The sequence below is a fragment of the Flavobacterium hankyongi genome (assembly GCF_036840915.1).
GTDB classification, from domain to species: Bacteria; Bacteroidota; Bacteroidia; order Flavobacteriales; family Flavobacteriaceae; genus Flavobacterium; species Flavobacterium hankyongi.
Map to the genome: position 1 here is coordinate 2,087,100 of NZ_CP085725.1, position 16,532 is coordinate 2,103,631.

Here is a 16,532-nt window from a genome sequence, read left to right on the forward strand (position 1 = left end):
TTTTCTATAATGGTAAATAAACTACCTTTTTTGTTTCGAAAAAATCTTCTGTAAAAAAATCTGAAATATTATACTGAATTGATTCTGGAAAATCATTCAACTCTTCTGTTAAATCTCCACCTTTTAAATACAAAATCCCGTTTGCTCGTTCAGAATGAGCATCATTCTTTTTAGTTTTTCCTTTTACCCAACTTACAAAATCAGGCATATTAGTTACTGCACGACTAACAATAAAATCAAATTTATCATTAATTGTGTTTGCTCTTTTTTGTTCTGCTTTTAAATTTTTTAAACCAATACCAGCAGCAACTTCATTAACTACTTTTATTTTTTTGGCAATAATATCTATCAAATAAAATTTTGTTTCAGGAAAAAGAATCGCTAACGGAATCCCTGGAAATCCTCCACCAGTCCCTACATCCAAAACTGTACTTCCAGGCTTAAACTCTTGAATTTTAGCAATAGCTAACGAATGTAATACGTGTTTTATATATAACTCTTCAATATCTTTTCTTGAAATTACATTAATCTTAGCATTCCAATCTTGATATAAGGCTTCTAATTTTGTGAACTGATTAATTTGCTCTCGTGACAAATTAGGAAAATACTTTAGTATTTCTTCCATATATTAAATTTTTTACAAAATTACACAATTTAAGGGTTAAAATTTGTGTTAATGAGTACCAATTAAATTTATTAAACATTAACTTTGGCACTTATTGTAAATATTATGAGTACAACAATTCCAACTTTTTCAAGAACTGACTCAATGAAGTTTTTTAGAACTTTAAATTCTAGAGTCAACAACTATTTCAAAGAAAACAACATACAAAAAACTGGGAACTGGAAATTACACTTAAAAACAATTGTCATGTTTGCTTTGTTTTTAACTCCATATTTTCTAATTCTTACTTTAGATTTACCTTTTTGGGCACACTTATTACTATCTATCGTAATAGGAATTGGAATGGCTGGTGTAGGAATGAATGTTATGCACGATGGTAATCATGGATCTTATTCTTCTAAACAATGGCTAAACAAAATCATGGGCGGAAGTATTTATATCCTTGCAGGAAATGTATATAACTGGCAAGTTCAACACAATGTGTTGCATCACACGTATACGAATATTCCAGGTCATGATGAAGACTTAGAAGCAGGAAGAATCATGCGTTTTAGCAAACAAGCAGAATGGCGTCGTTTCCATAAATTTCAACATTATTATTCTGTTTTTCTTTATGGGTTGTTAACTTTTAACTGGGCTATCACTACTGACTTTCTTCAGATGAAACGTTATTTAAAACGTAAATTATCATACGGAGAATTCAAAAGCCCTGCTATACAATGGACAACTTTAGTAATCACTAAAACTATTTATTTTTCAATTTGGTTAGTTATTCCAATGGTTTTGGGGATTGCATGGTGGGAAGTACTTATTGGTTTTGTAGTTATGCATTATACTGCAGGTGTAATTTTAAGTGTAATTTTCCAATTAGCTCACGTTATCGAAGACACTGTAACTCCAGAACCGTCATCTGAAGGTGAAATGGAAAATACTTGGGCTATTCACCAATTATTTACAACAGTAAATTTCGCTCCTAAAAACTGGTTAATAAACTGGTACACTGGAGGTTTGAACCACCAAATAGAACATCATATTTTTCCAAACATTAGTCATGTTCATTACACTAAAATAGCTGAAATCGTAAAGCAAACAGCTCAAGAATGCAACTTGCCTTATCACGAATACAAAACCATGAGAGCAGCTGTAGTTTCACATTTCCGCCATTTAAAAGAATTAGGACAAAAACCACAACTAGCATAAATCAAACACACAACACAATTTAAAAACTAAAATGAATACAATTTTATCGGAAAGAATTAACAACCTAGCCGTTTCACAAACTTTAGCTATGGCTGCATTAGCCAGAGAGTTAAAAGCCCAAGGAAGAGATATTATCAGTTTAAGTTTAGGGGAACCTGATTTTAATACTCCTGACTTTATTAAAGAAGCAGCTAAAAAAGCAATCGACGACAATTATTCTACTTATCCTCCAGTTGAAGGATATGCAGATTTAAAAGAGGCAATTTGCAATAAATTCAAAAGAGATAATAATTTAAATTATACACCCGCTCAAATTGTAGTTTCTACAGGAGCAAAGCAATCACTTTACAATATTGCTCAAGTGATGTTAAACGATGGCGATGAAGTAATTCTTCCAGCACCTTATTGGGTATCGTATTTTGAAATAATTAAGCTTTCTGGCGGTATTCCAGTTCCGGTTGAAACTTCAGTAACATCAAACTTTAAAATTACTCCAGCACAATTAGAAGCTGCCATCACACCAAAAACCAAAATGATGTGGTTTAGCTCGCCTTGTAATCCATCAGGTTCTGTATATAGCCAAGAAGAATTAGAAGCATTAGCAGAAGTATTAAAAAAACACCCTAACATTTACGTGGTTTCTGATGAAATCTACGAACATATCAATTACACAGGAAAATACTGTAGCATTGGTTCAATCCCAGGAATGGAAAACAATACCATAACTGTAAATGGTGTTGCAAAAGCATTTGCCATGACAGGATGGAGAATTGGTTACATTGGAGCTCCAGAATTTATTGCTAAAGCTTGTATCAAAATGCAAGGTCAAGTAACTAGCGGTGCTAATTCAATTGCACAACGTGCTACTAAAGCCGCTGTCGAAGCTGCTCCTTCTGCAATTAAATATATGGTAGATGCTTTTGAGAGCAGAAGAGGAATTGTGTACCAATTACTTTCTGAAATTCCTGGTTTCAAATTAACTATGCCTGAAGGCGCTTTTTATTTCTTCCCAGATGTTTCCGAATACTTCGGAAAAACATTAAGAGGAAAAGAAATTAAAGATGCAAATGATTTTGCTATGTACCTATTAGGAGAAGCAAATGTAGCAACGGTAACAGGTGATGCTTTTGGAAATCCGAACTGTATTCGCTTGTCGTATGCAACCAGTGAAGAAGTATTAAGAGAAGCAATAAAGAGAATTAAAGAAGCTTTATCATAATATCACGCCTCAAGGAAACTTGGGGCTTTTTTATTTTATACAAACCACAACACAACAAATGCAAAAAAAAATACTTTTATTAGGTTCAGGAGAATTAGGAAAAGAATTCGTTATCGCTGCACAACGCATTGGGCAATATGTAATTGCTGTAGATAGTTATGCTAATGCCCCGGCAATGCAAGTTGCACACGAATTTGAAATCATCAATATGCTCGATGGAGCTGAACTAGACCGAATTGTTGCCAAACACAATCCTGATTTTATCGTTCCTGAAATTGAAGCCATCCGCACCGAACGTTTTTATGATTACGAAAAACAAGGTATAAAAGTTGTTCCTTCGGCTAAAGCTGCAAACTTTACCATGAACCGAAAAGCCATTCGTGATTTAGCAGCTAAAGACTTAGGGCTTCGTACAGCAAACTATCGTTATGCTACAACAGAACAAGAATTAGAAACAGCAGTTGCAGAAGTTGGCATTCCGTGTGTGGTAAAACCATTAATGAGTTCTTCAGGAAAAGGACAATCGACTATAAAAAACCAAGAAGATATTGAAAAAGCATGGAAATATGCCGTAGAAGGATCAAGAGGTGATATTGTAGAAGTAATTGTAGAAGCTTTTGTTAATTTCAATTCAGAAATAACACTATTGACAGTTACCCAAAACAATCATCCAACATTATTTTGTGCGCCAATTGGACATCGTCAGGAAAGAGGCGATTATCAGGAAAGCTGGCAGCCCGCTAATGTTTCTCAAAAAGACATTTTAGAAGCACAAGATATGGCCCGAAAAGTAACCGAAGCGTTGGGTGGTGCAGGACTTTTTGGTGTTGAGTTTTTTTTAACAGATGAAGGTGTTTATTTCTCTGAATTATCTCCAAGACCACATGATACTGGTATGGTTACTTTGGCAAAAACGCAAAATTTTAATGAGTTTGAGCTGCATTTACGTGCTATTCTAAGCATTCCAATTGCCGAAATCACTCAGGAAAAAATTGGAGCCAGTGCCGTAATTTTAGCAACAGAAAATTCAAATAATCCAACATTTGATGGTATCGAAAAAGTTGCAAGTTTATCAAAAACCGATTTTAGAATCTTTGGAAAACCTACTTCAAGACCTTATAGAAGAATGGGTGTTGTTTTAATAAATGATTCACTTAATACTCCAATTGAAGAAATTGTAGAAAAAGCTAAAAAAACAGCAGCTCTAGTAAAAGTGAATCCATAAAAAACGGAATTACTTATCTGGTAATGAAGTAATTTCTTTAAAAACAATATCTTTTAATCAAAAAACGCAACGATAATTCGTAACCTTATTTTTTTTTCGGAAATTTGCACTCATTTTTTCGGTAACATTCGGAAAATAAGTTTTTAGAAATGAAGAAGAAGATTGAAATTTTAGCTCCGGCAAAAGATTTGTTAACCGGTATTGCAGCGATAAATGCTGGTGCCGATGCCGTTTATATAGGCGCTCCTAAATTTGGCGCTCGCTCAAACGCAAACAATTCCATAGAAGATGTTGCGGCATTGGTGCAATACGCACATTTGTACAACGTACAGATTTTTGTGGTTATCAATACCATTATTTATGACAACGAACTGGAAACCTGCCGTCAGTTAATCTGGAAACTATATGATATTGGTGTCGATGCGCTTATCATTCAGGATATGGGGCTTTTGGAATTGGACTTACCTCCTATTGCGCTTCATGCCAGTACACAATCCAACAATCGTGACCCTAAAAAAATAAAATTCTTAGCCGATGCCGGAATCCAACGTGTGGTTTTAGCACGTGAATTAAATTTACACCAAATCAAAGAAATCAGCGAAGCTACAGACGTGGAATTGGAATTCTTCGTTACTGGTGCATTATGTGTATCATTCAGTGGAAATTGTTATATGAGTGTGGCTAACGGAGAACGTTCTGCCAACAGAGGTTCTTGTGCGCAAAACTGCCGTTTGCCTTACAACTTAATCGACGGAAACGGGGAAACTTTAATCAGAAACAGTCACTTACTTTCTATCAAAGACTTTGATGTTTCGGATCAGATTCCAAATTTAGTCGAAGCAGGTATTTGTTCTTTCAAAATTGAAGGACGCCTAAAAGATATTGTATATGTAAAAAACAATGTTTCTTTCTTACGAAAAAAACTGGATGCTTTTCTGGCCGAAAATGACGATAAATATACCAAAGCTTCCTCAGGAAGCTGTACCTATACTTTCGATTCTGAATTGAGTCGCACCTTCAACCGTGGTTATACCGATTATTTCGTAAACGAAAGACATCAGTCGATTGGTTCTTGGGAAAGTCCAAAATCAAAAGGGCAATTCATTGGTAAATTAGTAAATACTATTGGAAACTCTTATATTATTGAAAACGGAGAATTATTAAACAATGGTGACGGACTTTGCTACATTAATGAAAACAATGAAGCCGAAGGAATTTATGTAAACAAAGTTGAAAACGGCATTGTTTATCCAAATGTATTGAAAGAAATCGCAAACGGAACGGAGATTTACCGTAATAACGATGCGGCATTTATCAGATTAGTTGAAAGAGAAGACAGTGCTATTCGAAAAATCAGTACAACATTATTGCTGAAAGAAAACGAAAATGGTTTTGAACTAATAGCTACTGATGAAGATGGTAATGTAAGTAAGGTTCAATTGGCTCATCCAAAAGAAAGAACTAAAAATAACGAATCTATCGAGGAGAATTTCAAAGTAAATTTGGCAAAAACAGGTTTCACACCTTATACTGCTGATGAAATTACTATAGAATTTTCTGAAAACTGGTTCCTTCCTATTTCAAAAATCAACGAAATGAGAAGAAATGTTTTCGAACAATTATCTGAAATTAGATTACAAAACTACGTTCGTCATGAACACCAACTAGAAAAAACGTCACATCCTTATCCTGAAACCAAATTAGATTTCACCTATAACGTAGCCAACAAAACAGCTCGTAAGTTTTACGAACGCCACGGTGTTACCGAAATTGAAAAAGCATTTGAATTACAATGGGATCCTGGAAAATCTCGTGTAATGACAACTAAATACTGCATCAAATACGAATTGGAGCGATGCCCGAAATACCATCGTGAAAACATGGATCAAAAACTGAAAGAACCATTGGTATTAAAACAAGGCGAACTGGAATACAAATTAAAATTCAACTGTAAACCTTGTGAAATGGAGATTTGGGAAAAAGATGCCGAATTCGAAATTGAAGAAGATCATATGCATTAATATACAAACCGATGCTTTTTTAGTAAAACATCGGTTTTTTTACACAATAAAAAGAACAAAAAAATGGTTACATTAGTAAATGTAAAATCTATAATATGAGAAAAATAGTTTTCTTTTTATTTATTATCTTTACCATTACATCTTGCGGACCTCATCGAATGAAATGTGGCCCAAGACGATGTGAAATCAAAAATCAAAAGAATTTAAATTATGAAAAAAATAATTTTATTGTTACTAACGCTAGTGTCGTTTAGCATTAGTGCGCAAGAGAAAAAAGAAATAAAAAATCAAGTTGTTGAGGCTTCTTGTGGTCAATGCAATTTTGGTTTAACAAGCAAAAAAGGATGTGATTTAGCCGTACGCATTGATGGCAAAGCTTATTTTGTTGAAGGTACTTCGATTGACAAACATGGTGATGCACATGCAGAAAATGGCTTTTGTAATGCTGTTAGAAAAGCTCAAGTTAGTGGAGAAATCAAAAATGATAAATTTTTAGCAACTGATTTTGCTTTGGTTGACGAAAAAACAAAAAAATAATTTTTGAATTTACTTCTCGAAAACATAGCTAAACACGTTTCACTCACTCCACAAGAGCAGGAACGTGTTTTATCTTTTACAGAACCCTTACAATTTAAAGCAAAAACTATACTTCTTAAATCAGGGGAAGTTTGCACCCATTCCTATTTTGTAACCAAAGGCATTATTCGGAGTTATAATATGGATGAAAACGGCGTAGAGCATGTTGTAAGTTTTGCTTGCCCTGGTTGGTGGATTGCTGATATGTACAGTTTTCTATCGCAACGCCCAGGCCAATTATACATTGAAGTAAACGAAGATGCAGAAGTTTTTGCCATTTCTAAAGAAAATCAAGAAAAAATGTATTCCGAAATCCCTAAACTGGAACGTTTTTTCCGCATTATTATAGAAAACTCTTTAGTTGCTAGCCAACAACGACTTATTGACAACATGAGTTTCACTGCCGAAGCTCGTTACGACAAATTCCTTAAAAAATTCAACGATTTAGCGCACTGCATTCCTCAAAAGCAAATTGCCTCTTATATAGGAGTAACTCCTGAATTTTTCAGTAAAATGAAAGCCAGATTACTGAAAAAATAATAGCAAGGTAGTTCTCCTCTTCTATCTTTTGGCTTTTGACATAAAACATTTCTTAATCTAGGTTAAGTATTCTACCCTTCCCTCTATCATAACTTTGTCCTATCAAAATGAACAAGTTATGAACCGAAAAGATTTTATCCGAAAAGTAGCTTTAGGTTGCGGAGCAATTCTAACAGGAACTGCTTTAGCTAAAAAAACTACTGAATCCGAAAAAGAAACCATCGGATTCAATCACATTCAAAACACAAACTCAAAAATTATGGAAAATATCGTTTTACACAAAGCCGATACACGCGGTAATGCTAATCATGGTTGGTTACAAAGTTTTCACACTTTTAGCTTTGCTAATTATTTCAACCCTGAAAGAATGAATTTTGGAGTACTTCGAGTACTTAATGACGATACAGTTTCTGCTGGAATGGGCTTTGGAAAACACCCTCATCAGGATATGGAAATCATCAGTATCCCATTAGAAGGTGATTTAGAACACCAAGACAGTATGGGAAATAAAACCGTGATAAAAAATGGTGACATTCAAGTGATGAGTGCCGGAACTGGAGTCCAACACAGCGAATACAACAAAAATGAAGATGAAGCAGTAAAATTTCTTCAAATTTGGGTTATTCCTAACAAAAAAGGAGTTGCTCCTCGTTATGACCAAATCACTTTAAATCAGGAAGACAGACATAATAAATTACAACAAATCTTATCTCCAAATGCAGATGATGCAGGTGTTTGGATACATCAAGATGCATGGTTTCATTTAGGAAAATTTGACAAAGACATTGCTACAACTTATAATTTCAAAAAAGAAGTTAACGGATTATATGTTTTTGTGCTAAATGGTGATTTGACTATAAATGGACAAAACTTAAACAAAAGAGATGGTTTGGGGATTTGGAATACTAACAGTGTTTCTATTAAAGCAGATTCAGATGCAGAATTTTTGCTAATGGAAGTTCCAATGCACATTTAATACATTTCTTAATCTAGATTAAGTACTTGGAAGACAAAGTCAAACTACCTTTGAACTATCAAAATTTAATAACAACATTTAAAAAATAAAATTATGTCAACAACAAAATGGTCAATAGACCCAACACACTCAACAATAGGTTTTAAAGTAAAACACATGATGTTTACTAATGTATCAGGAAAATTTGAAAACTACGAAGCAAACATCGTTACAGAGGATGATGATTTTACAAAATCAAACATCGAATTCTCAGCTGATATCAATTCAATAGATACTCGTAATGCAGATCGTGACAATCACTTAAAAAGTGCCGATTTCTTTGATGCAGAAAACCATCCTAAAATGACTTTTAAAGCTTCTTCATTAACAAAAGTTGACGATGAAAACTACGAAATCGCAGGTGATTTATCGATGAGAGGAGTAACAAAATTTGTAAAATTTCCAGCTGAATTCAGCGGATTAATGATTGATCCATGGGGTAATACTAAAGCAGGTTTAAACATTTCAGGAAAAGTAAATCGTAAAGACTGGGGATTAAACTGGAATTCAGCCCTTGAAACTGGTGGTGTTTTAGTAAGCGAAGATGTAAAACTAGATATCGAATTACAATTAGTTAAACAATAAGTAAGTTAAGTTTTTGGTTTGTTTATGACAACCCTGTGTTTTTTTTGGAACACAGGGTTATTTTTTTATAAAGAAATCTAAAAAAGAGAAATGGAAATTGCCACAAAAAACAATATAACTCTCATTACAAGCTTTTTAAATGTAATATTATAAAATATTAACTTTGTATAACGAAATTATTTCTTAAATTTAGTTAAGAAAGAATACTAGAGCATTTGTGCTGACTTACCTATTTTTCCATCAAACTAATATCCAAACTTGGATTTTCTGAATTATAAACCAAAACTATTTGTTATGGACAATTCTGCGCAAATAATTGTAGATTACAAGCTTAAAATCTTGCTTATATCAAAAGGAATAATAGATAAAATGCATACATTTTACTATAAAAATAAGGACAATGAACCCTCTCTTGAAATCTTAAATCGATTTAGAGATCTCTTTAGTTACGAAATTGAAAAGTTTGAGCATGAATATGCAAGAGTTGTCCCTCCTGAATTAAAAAACTCACCTTTCGATTTTATTCCTTACAATTTCTCATTACGCTTATTGGTAGATTTAAAAAAAGAATACATTTACTTTGTTGAAAAAATTAACGAAGAGTTATAAACAATAAAGTTCAAAGCCTTATTTTCTTTATTTAATCAATTCAATACCAAATGATTTGATTGTTTTATTTTTTTACCCAAATAAAAACCGTTTACTACTTTTTTTATAACTTTAAGATTACAAAAAATCTAAATTATGAATTTGGACACAAACCTATACAATAACAAACAAGAACCAGAAGACAAATTCATTTGCCAAACTTTAGAAAAAGAAATCAACAAAGTACTCCCAGAAGCCGAAAATAAAATATGGCATGTACATCCAGTTTGGTTTTTAGATGGAAACCCTATTGTGGGTTATAGCAAACAAAAAGCTGGAATTCGTTTAATGTTTTGGAGTGGTGTAGATTTTGAAGAAGAAAAATTGAAATCTGAAACAGGAAAGTTCAAAGATGCTTCTATTTTTTATACTGAAGCCAGTCAAATTAATACTTCAGATTTACAAAGATGGCTTGAAAAAAGTAGAAACATTCAGTGGGATTATAAAAACATTATAAAACGTAAGGGAGTATTGGAAAGACTTAAATAATTTAAATATCTTAAATAGCAAAAGCCATTATACAATTCTGTAGAATGGCCTTTAAAATTAACTCAAAAAACATTACTATTTTAATTCCATCCTCCACCTAATGCTCTGTAAATATTTACCATAGCATTAAGCTGTTGCATTTTAGTTTCTATTAAATCAAATTTTGATTCTAAAGCATCTCTTTGCGTTAATAAAACCTCCATATAATCTGCTCTAGCAGAACGGAACAACTCGTTTGAAATTGAAATTGAAGTCGTAAGCGCATCAACTTGTTGTGCTCTTAAATTATAGCTTTTCTCTAAATTACTAATTTTTGAAATCTGATTAGCTACCTCAACATAACTATTTAAAATCGATTTTTCGTAATTGTAAACAGCCTGAAGTTGTTTAGCATTTGCTGTGTTATAACTTGCTTTTATTGCATTACGATTTATTAGTGGAGCAACTAAATCCCCCGCCAAAGAATACAACAATGATTTTGGTTTGAAAACATAACTAGGATCAAATGCTTGATAACCAATTCCTGCTGTTATGCCTATAGAAGGATAAAATCTAGCTCTTGCTGCTTTTACATCCAGTTTACATGCTTCCAATTCAAATTCAGCTTGACGAATATCTGGTCTGTTAGCTAAAAGTTGTGATGGAATACCTGCATGAACAATATTTGGCAAAATATCATTAAAAGCAACTGTACTCCTATCGATATGTTGCGGAAATCTACCTACCAAAAAGTTAATTTTATTTTCAGCTTCTACAATTTTTTGCTGTACTTCAAACTGAATACTCTTAGTTTTAAAAACCTCAGCTTCAAATTTTTTCACCGCTAATTCAGTAACACGAGCAGCTTCTTTTTGGATTCTAACAATCTCCAAAGCATTACTTTGAATTTCGATATTCTGATTAACAATTTGTAATTGATTATCTAAAGCCAATAATTCGTAATAAGAATTAGCAATTTCTCCAATTAGATTTGTAACCATAAAGTTTTTACCCTCTACAGAAGAAAGATATCTATTTACAGCCGCTTTTTTTCCGTTACGAAGCTTTTTCCAAATGTCTAGTTCCCAATTGGCAACAATTCCAACACCGTAATCCTGTAAAGGTTCTGGCATTTCTTTACCTTCTTCAATTTCAGTATTAGCTTCCATTGCACCAATATTGGTATAACGAGCACGTTTATCTACGGCAGCTCCTGCTTTTAATCCTACAAATGGTAAATACTCTCCTTTTCTTGCTTTAATCTCGTTTTTTGCAATCTCGATTTCTTGCATTGTAATATTCAGCTCCTGATTATTCTTCAATGCTTCATCTATTAACGATTGCAAATAAGTATCCTTAAAGTATTCTTTCCAAGAGATTTTTCCTGAGTTAACAGTATCCTGAACAGTTGCAAACTGTTCAGGCATGTTTTTATTTTCATTTCTTTTTGCTACTTCTGGAGTTTTACAACCAATAACAGTCGATAAAACTAAAGCAGAAGCCACAACTGAAATTTTAAAATTTTTATTTACTTTCATCATTTCCTTCGTTGTGATTATTTGTTTTAAAATCATCCATCATGTGAACAAAATTCTCTGTCAATGAACTTTCCTCTTCATCTTTAATTAATTTTCGCCCATCTGCCATTGTTCCAAAAATGTAATATAAACCTGGAACAATAATTACACCGAAAATCGTTCCGAAAAGCATTCCTCCTAGAGCAGCTCCTCCAATAGTTCTATTTCCAATTGCTCCTGCTCCAGTGGCAATAATCAATGGAATTAAACCAGCAATAAACGCAAAAGATGTCATCAAAATTGGACGGAAACGAACTTTAGCTCCTTCAATAGCCGCATCAAGAATGGTAAATCCTTCACTTCTTTTTTGAATCGCAAATTCAACAATTAACACGGCATTTTTACCGAGTAATCCAACAAGCATGATTAATCCAATTTGGGCATAAATATTATTTTCTAATCCCATTAACTGAAGTACTAGGAATGATCCAAAAATACCCACAGGAAGTGAAAGAATAACCGACAATGGAATAATGAAACTTTCATACTGTGCTGCTAGAACAAAGTATACGAATGCTAATACAATCAAGAAAATATAGATTGATTCGTTACCACGGTTTGACTCATCAAAAGAAAGTCCTTCCCAAGCAATATCATATCCTTTTGGCAATGATACTTCGGCCACTTCACGTATTGCCTGAATAGCATCGGCAGTGGTATAACCTGGTGCAGGTAAACCTTGAATAGCTGATGAATTGTACATATTATAACGCGTAATCTCATTTGGTCCCTGTCCTTTTTTAAGTGTCATAAACGCAGAATAAGGAACCATTTCGCCATGATTATTTTTCACAAACATGTTTAAAATATCTGAAGGAAGTCTTCTGAATTTAGGATCAGACTGCACATACACTTTAAAGAAACGTCCAAACTTAATAAAACCTTGCTCATATGTACTACCAATCATAATATTAAGATTTTCCATGGCTTTACCAATAGAAACTCCTTTTTGCATTGCTAGGTCATTGTTAATTTCTAATTCATATTGAGGATAATTAGCCGCAAAGAATGTAAATAATCCTGTTAACTCTTTACGTTTACCTAAATCCTCCATGAATTTTTTATTGATTCTATCAAAATCCTGGTAATCAGTAGTTGTATTTTTGTCTAATAAACGCATTGAGAAACCTCCTGAAGAACCAAATCCGGGAATTGCTGGTGGCTCAAAATACTCAACAATTGCTCCTAGCCCTTTAGACTTTTCTTCCAACTCTTCCATTATTTCTTTTACAGTATGCTCACGCTCATCCCAAGGTTTTAAGTTGATAAGACATGTTCCGGCATTAGATCCACGACCTTCAGTCATGATTTCGTAACCTGCTAATGAAGAAACCGACTCTACACCATCTACTTTTTCACAAATTTTTTGAAGTTTTTGTGAAACTTGATTAGTTGTTTCTAATGTTGATCCCGGTGGTGTTTGAATAATGGCATAAATCGTTCCTTGATCCTCACTTGGAATGAATCCAGAAGGTAAAATTTTGTTTACATAAAATGTTCCAGCACAAAATGCTAATAACACTCCAAACGTAACAACTCTTCTACTAACAATTGATTTTAACAAGGCAACATATTTCCCTGTCATTTTATCAAATGCTCTATTAAAGCTATCTAATGCTTTTGTCAATATATTCTTTTTGCGTTCATGACCATGATGATTTTTCAGCATGATAGCACATAATACAGGTGTCAACGTAAGAGCAATTAGTGCCGAAATTACAATTGAACTCGCCATTGTAATCGAGAACTGACGATAGAATGTTCCTACAGGACCACTCATAAATGAGATTGGTAAAAATACCGAAACCATTACCGCAGTAATTGCGATTACCGCACCACTGATTTCTCCTAATACTTTTTTAACAGCTTTATAAGGTGTGATATGTGGATCTTCTTCAAACTTGGCATGCACTGCCTCCACGACGACTATGGCATCATCGACCACAATACCAATAGCTAATACTAATGCAAATAAAGTTACTAAGTTGATTGAAAGTCCGAAGAACTGTATTACAAAGAAAGCTCCAATTAACGATACTGGGACCGCTAAAATAGGAATCAAAGTAGAACGCCAATCTCCTAAGAAGACAAATACTACAAGTGCCACAAGAATAAACGCATCACGTAAAGTATCAATTACTTGCTCAATTGATGCATCAAGGAATTGCGAAACGTCATAACTGATTTTATAATCTACACCAGGAGGGAAAGATTTTTTCATTTCTTCCAGTTTGTCCTTAATCTCTTTGATTACATCACTTGCATTACTACCATAATTTTGTTTTAATACAATAGCTGCCGATGGGTGACCATCAAGATTTGAATAAATATCAAAGAATTCACTTCCTAATTCAACTTTCCCGATGTCTTTTAAACGAATGCTCTCACCTTGCGAATTAGCACGAATAATTACATTTTCGTACTCACTTGGTTCACTATATCTTCCTTTGTAGGTTAATACATATTCTAAGGATTGAGCGGCAATACCGGAACTTTGTCCAATACGACCAGGACGACCAATAATACTTTGTTCACCAAGTGCAGTCATGACTTCATCAACTGAAATATTATAAGCTCTCATACGGTCCGGATTTAACCAAACACGCATTGCGTATGTTCTACTTCCTAATATTTGCGAACGTGCAACTCCTTTTAATCGGTTGATTTCAGGAATCATTTTTACACTGGCGTAGTTGTACAAGAATTTTTCATCGATACTTTTATCCTTCGAATATAAATTCACGTACATCAACATACTAGGCTGAATAGGTGTAATTACCACCCCTTCACGTTGTACTAACTCTGGCAAAAGTGGCATTACCTGATCGACCCTTGTTTTTACACGAACAACAGCTTGATTGGGATCCGTTCCTGGTTCGAAAATAATTCTTAATGTAGCTTCTCCGGCACTAGTTGCATCGGTAGCAATATAACGCATTCCTTCAACTCCATTAATAGAGTTTTCAAGTGTGATAAGTGTCGATTTAACCAAAACATCTGCACTTGCTCCAGGATAAGCAATAAAGATATTTACTGTGGTAGGCGCAATTTGTGGAAATTGCGAAATTGGCAACTGCTTAATTGCCAAAGACCCTACAAAAAGTATTATGATTGAAATTACAATCGCAAATACAGGTCTATGTATAAATTTACTAAACATTTTTCTCTTTATTTACGATTAAATTATTCAGCGTATAACTCTAAATGAGATAATACAGATTGTGGTTTTACAAACTCAAATTCAATCTTTTCGTTCTCCTTAACAAGTCTCAAACCTTCTAAAAGAATTTTGTCTCCTTCTGACAAACCACTACTAATAGCAAATATGTGTGGTAACTCGGCTGCAATAGTAATTGCTCTTGATTTTACCTCATTGTTTTTATCAATTACATATACGTATTTTTTCTCTAATACTTCAAAAGTTGCTTTTTGTGGAATCAACAATGCATTTTTAAGAGGAAGGTTCACTTGTACACTTCCTGTCTCTCCGTGACGTAACAATCCTTTAGGATTTGGGAAAGTAGCTCTAAAAGGAATATTACCAGTTTCGTTGTTAAAGTCTGCTTCAATGGTTTCAACTACACCTGTGAAAGGAAAAATTTCATTGTTTGCCATTAACAAGTTTACTTTGGTTTTCGCATTAGCACTTGCTTTAGATTTATAATCTAAATATTCAGCTTCGGGCACATTATAGTATGTCCACATTTTACTGTTGTCTGAAAGGTTAGTCAATAACTCTCCTTCTTCTAATAAACTTCCTAAACGAACGTGGAATTTGTCTATAATTCCGTCAAAAGGTGCTCTAATTTCTGTAAACTGCAAATGAACTTTATTTAAAGACAATTCTGCATTAGCCTTATCTAATTTGGCTTTTGCCATTGCCAATTCATTTGGAGAAACTACATTTTTATCAGAAAGTTTTTTAGTGTTTTGGTATTCAATTTGAGCATAATTTGCTTCTGCTTGAGCTCTTTGGACTTCGGCTCTATAAAGATTAGGCATAATTTGGAACAACAATTGCCCTTTTTTTACAAACTGACCTTCATCAACAAAGATCTTTTGCAAATAACCTCTTTCTTGAGCTCTTAATTCTATATGATTGATAGATTGGATTTGACAAACGTATGATTTAGTAATCAAAGTATCCTTTTTAATAGGACTAGTTACTAAAAATTTTGTTTCTTCTTTTTTTTCTTCTTTTTTGCTGTTGCAGCTTGCGCTAAATAATAAGCCACATAAGCTAACTAGCATTAAAATTCTTTTAGCCATAATAATGATCAATAAAATAAATAGAAATAATTTGGAGATAATAGCAAATACCTTTCAGTGCCAATAATGACATTGAATACGCTAAGTATCAAATAAGGTTATGTTAATTGTAGAAAATCAAATTCTGTAAACACAGAAAATAATATGCAAAGAATCAATTGTCGATAAGTACGACAGGAACTTGTAAGAAACAAGCCCTTTCTTTTCTACAATATCGTAATTTCCAGAAAGTATTCCAGAGAAGAAATTTAAATAATTAGCAGGAGCATTAAACGACTGACTAGATACATGATAATCTTCAGTGTCATTTTCGTTTTCAGAAACTTCAATTACATCACCACTTTTTTCAAGTGCAGAAACATAATGTTTGTAATGAGTTTTTAATGCCGCTTCTGATGTATTAAAGTTTAAAGTTGAATGTTGATGAATTCCAACTTTATCTAAAGGAGACTTCTCCTCTGTTGAATATGCAAACAAAACGTTCCCAATCAACAAGGATGCAAAAAAGAAAAAGAAATATTTTAAAAATCTTTTCATAATTGGGGCAAAAGTATACAATCTTAA

Annotated in this window: 15 protein-coding genes; 10 read left to right on the forward strand and 5 right to left on the reverse strand. The window is 33.4% G+C overall.

Translation table 11 applies throughout. The features are described from left to right. Positions 1–4: 4 nt before the first annotated feature. On the reverse strand, positions 5–625 hold the full coding sequence (rsmG, locus tag LJY17_RS09710) for a 16S rRNA (guanine(527)-N(7))-methyltransferase RsmG (RefSeq protein ID WP_264543631.1): 621 nt from the start codon (positions 623–625) through the stop codon (positions 5–7). 105 nt (positions 626–730) lie between these two features. Here rsmG and LJY17_RS09715 point away from each other — a divergent pair, with 105 nt between their 5' ends. The 10 genes from LJY17_RS09715 to LJY17_RS09760 all read left to right on the forward strand — a co-directional run bounded on the left by LJY17_RS09715 (position 731) and on the right by LJY17_RS09760 (position 10,143). Further along, a complete protein-coding gene (locus LJY17_RS09715; RefSeq protein WP_264543632.1) occupies positions 731–1,825 on the forward strand; it encodes a fatty acid desaturase family protein in 1,095 nt (364 codons plus the stop codon). 31 nt (positions 1,826–1,856) lie between these two features. Next, complete coding sequence (locus LJY17_RS09720; protein ID WP_264543633.1) at positions 1,857–3,044, forward strand: pyridoxal phosphate-dependent aminotransferase; 1,188 nt, start codon at positions 1,857–1,859, stop codon at positions 3,042–3,044. Between the two features lie 37 nt (positions 3,045–3,081). After that, complete coding sequence (gene purT / locus LJY17_RS09725; protein WP_264544899.1) at positions 3,082–4,269, forward strand: formate-dependent phosphoribosylglycinamide formyltransferase; 1,188 nt, start codon at positions 3,082–3,084, stop codon at positions 4,267–4,269. A gap of 149 nt (positions 4,270–4,418) precedes the next feature. Next, entirely contained in the window at positions 4,419–6,290 is a 1,872-nt protein-coding gene (locus LJY17_RS09730; RefSeq protein ID WP_264543634.1) for a peptidase U32 family protein, read from the forward strand. A 210-nt stretch (positions 6,291–6,500) separates the two neighbouring features. Further along, positions 6,501–6,827 carry a DUF6370 family protein gene (locus LJY17_RS09735; protein WP_264543635.1) on the forward strand — a complete coding sequence of 109 codons (327 nt, stop codon included), beginning with the start codon at positions 6,501–6,503 and terminating at the stop codon, positions 6,825–6,827. A gap of 3 nt (positions 6,828–6,830) precedes the next feature. After that, positions 6,831–7,406 carry a Crp/Fnr family transcriptional regulator gene (locus LJY17_RS09740; protein ID WP_264543636.1) on the forward strand — a complete coding sequence of 192 codons (576 nt, stop codon included), beginning with the start codon at positions 6,831–6,833 and terminating at the stop codon, positions 7,404–7,406. Positions 7,407–7,665: 259 nt separating this feature from the next. After that, positions 7,666–8,382, forward strand: a complete 717-nt coding sequence (locus LJY17_RS09745) for a pirin family protein (RefSeq protein ID WP_264544900.1) — start codon at positions 7,666–7,668, stop codon at positions 8,380–8,382. Between the two features lie 93 nt (positions 8,383–8,475). Beyond that, positions 8,476–9,006, forward strand: coding sequence for a YceI family protein (locus LJY17_RS09750; protein WP_264543637.1), 531 nt, complete (start codon positions 8,476–8,478; stop codon positions 9,004–9,006). A gap of 294 nt (positions 9,007–9,300) precedes the next feature. Further along, positions 9,301–9,615 carry a hypothetical protein gene (locus tag LJY17_RS09755; protein WP_264543638.1) on the forward strand — a complete coding sequence of 105 codons (315 nt, stop codon included), beginning with the start codon at positions 9,301–9,303 and terminating at the stop codon, positions 9,613–9,615. 135 nt (positions 9,616–9,750) lie between these two features. Next, positions 9,751–10,143 carry a DUF1801 domain-containing protein gene (locus tag LJY17_RS09760; RefSeq protein ID WP_264543639.1) on the forward strand — a complete coding sequence of 131 codons (393 nt, stop codon included), beginning with the start codon at positions 9,751–9,753 and terminating at the stop codon, positions 10,141–10,143. A gap of 80 nt (positions 10,144–10,223) precedes the next feature. On the opposite strand, the gene LJY17_RS09765 is transcribed toward LJY17_RS09760, so the two are convergent. The 4 genes from LJY17_RS09765 to LJY17_RS09780 form a co-directional block, all read right to left on the reverse strand. Then, on the reverse strand, positions 10,224–11,660 hold the full coding sequence (locus tag LJY17_RS09765) for a TolC family protein (RefSeq protein WP_413614519.1): 1,437 nt from the start codon (positions 11,658–11,660) through the stop codon (positions 10,224–10,226). Next, entirely contained in the window at positions 11,647–14,859 is a 3,213-nt protein-coding gene (locus tag LJY17_RS09770) for an efflux RND transporter permease subunit (protein WP_264543641.1), read from the reverse strand. The genes LJY17_RS09765 and LJY17_RS09770 overlap by 14 nt, the downstream gene beginning before the upstream one ends. Before the next feature lie 23 nt (positions 14,860–14,882). After that, entirely contained in the window at positions 14,883–15,950 is a 1,068-nt protein-coding gene (locus LJY17_RS09775) for an efflux RND transporter periplasmic adaptor subunit (protein ID WP_264543642.1), read from the reverse strand. 135 nt (positions 15,951–16,085) lie between these two features. Further along, positions 16,086–16,505 carry a hypothetical protein gene (locus LJY17_RS09780; RefSeq protein WP_264543643.1) on the reverse strand — a complete coding sequence of 140 codons (420 nt, stop codon included), beginning with the start codon at positions 16,503–16,505 and terminating at the stop codon, positions 16,086–16,088. Positions 16,506–16,532: the final 27 nt, after the last annotated feature.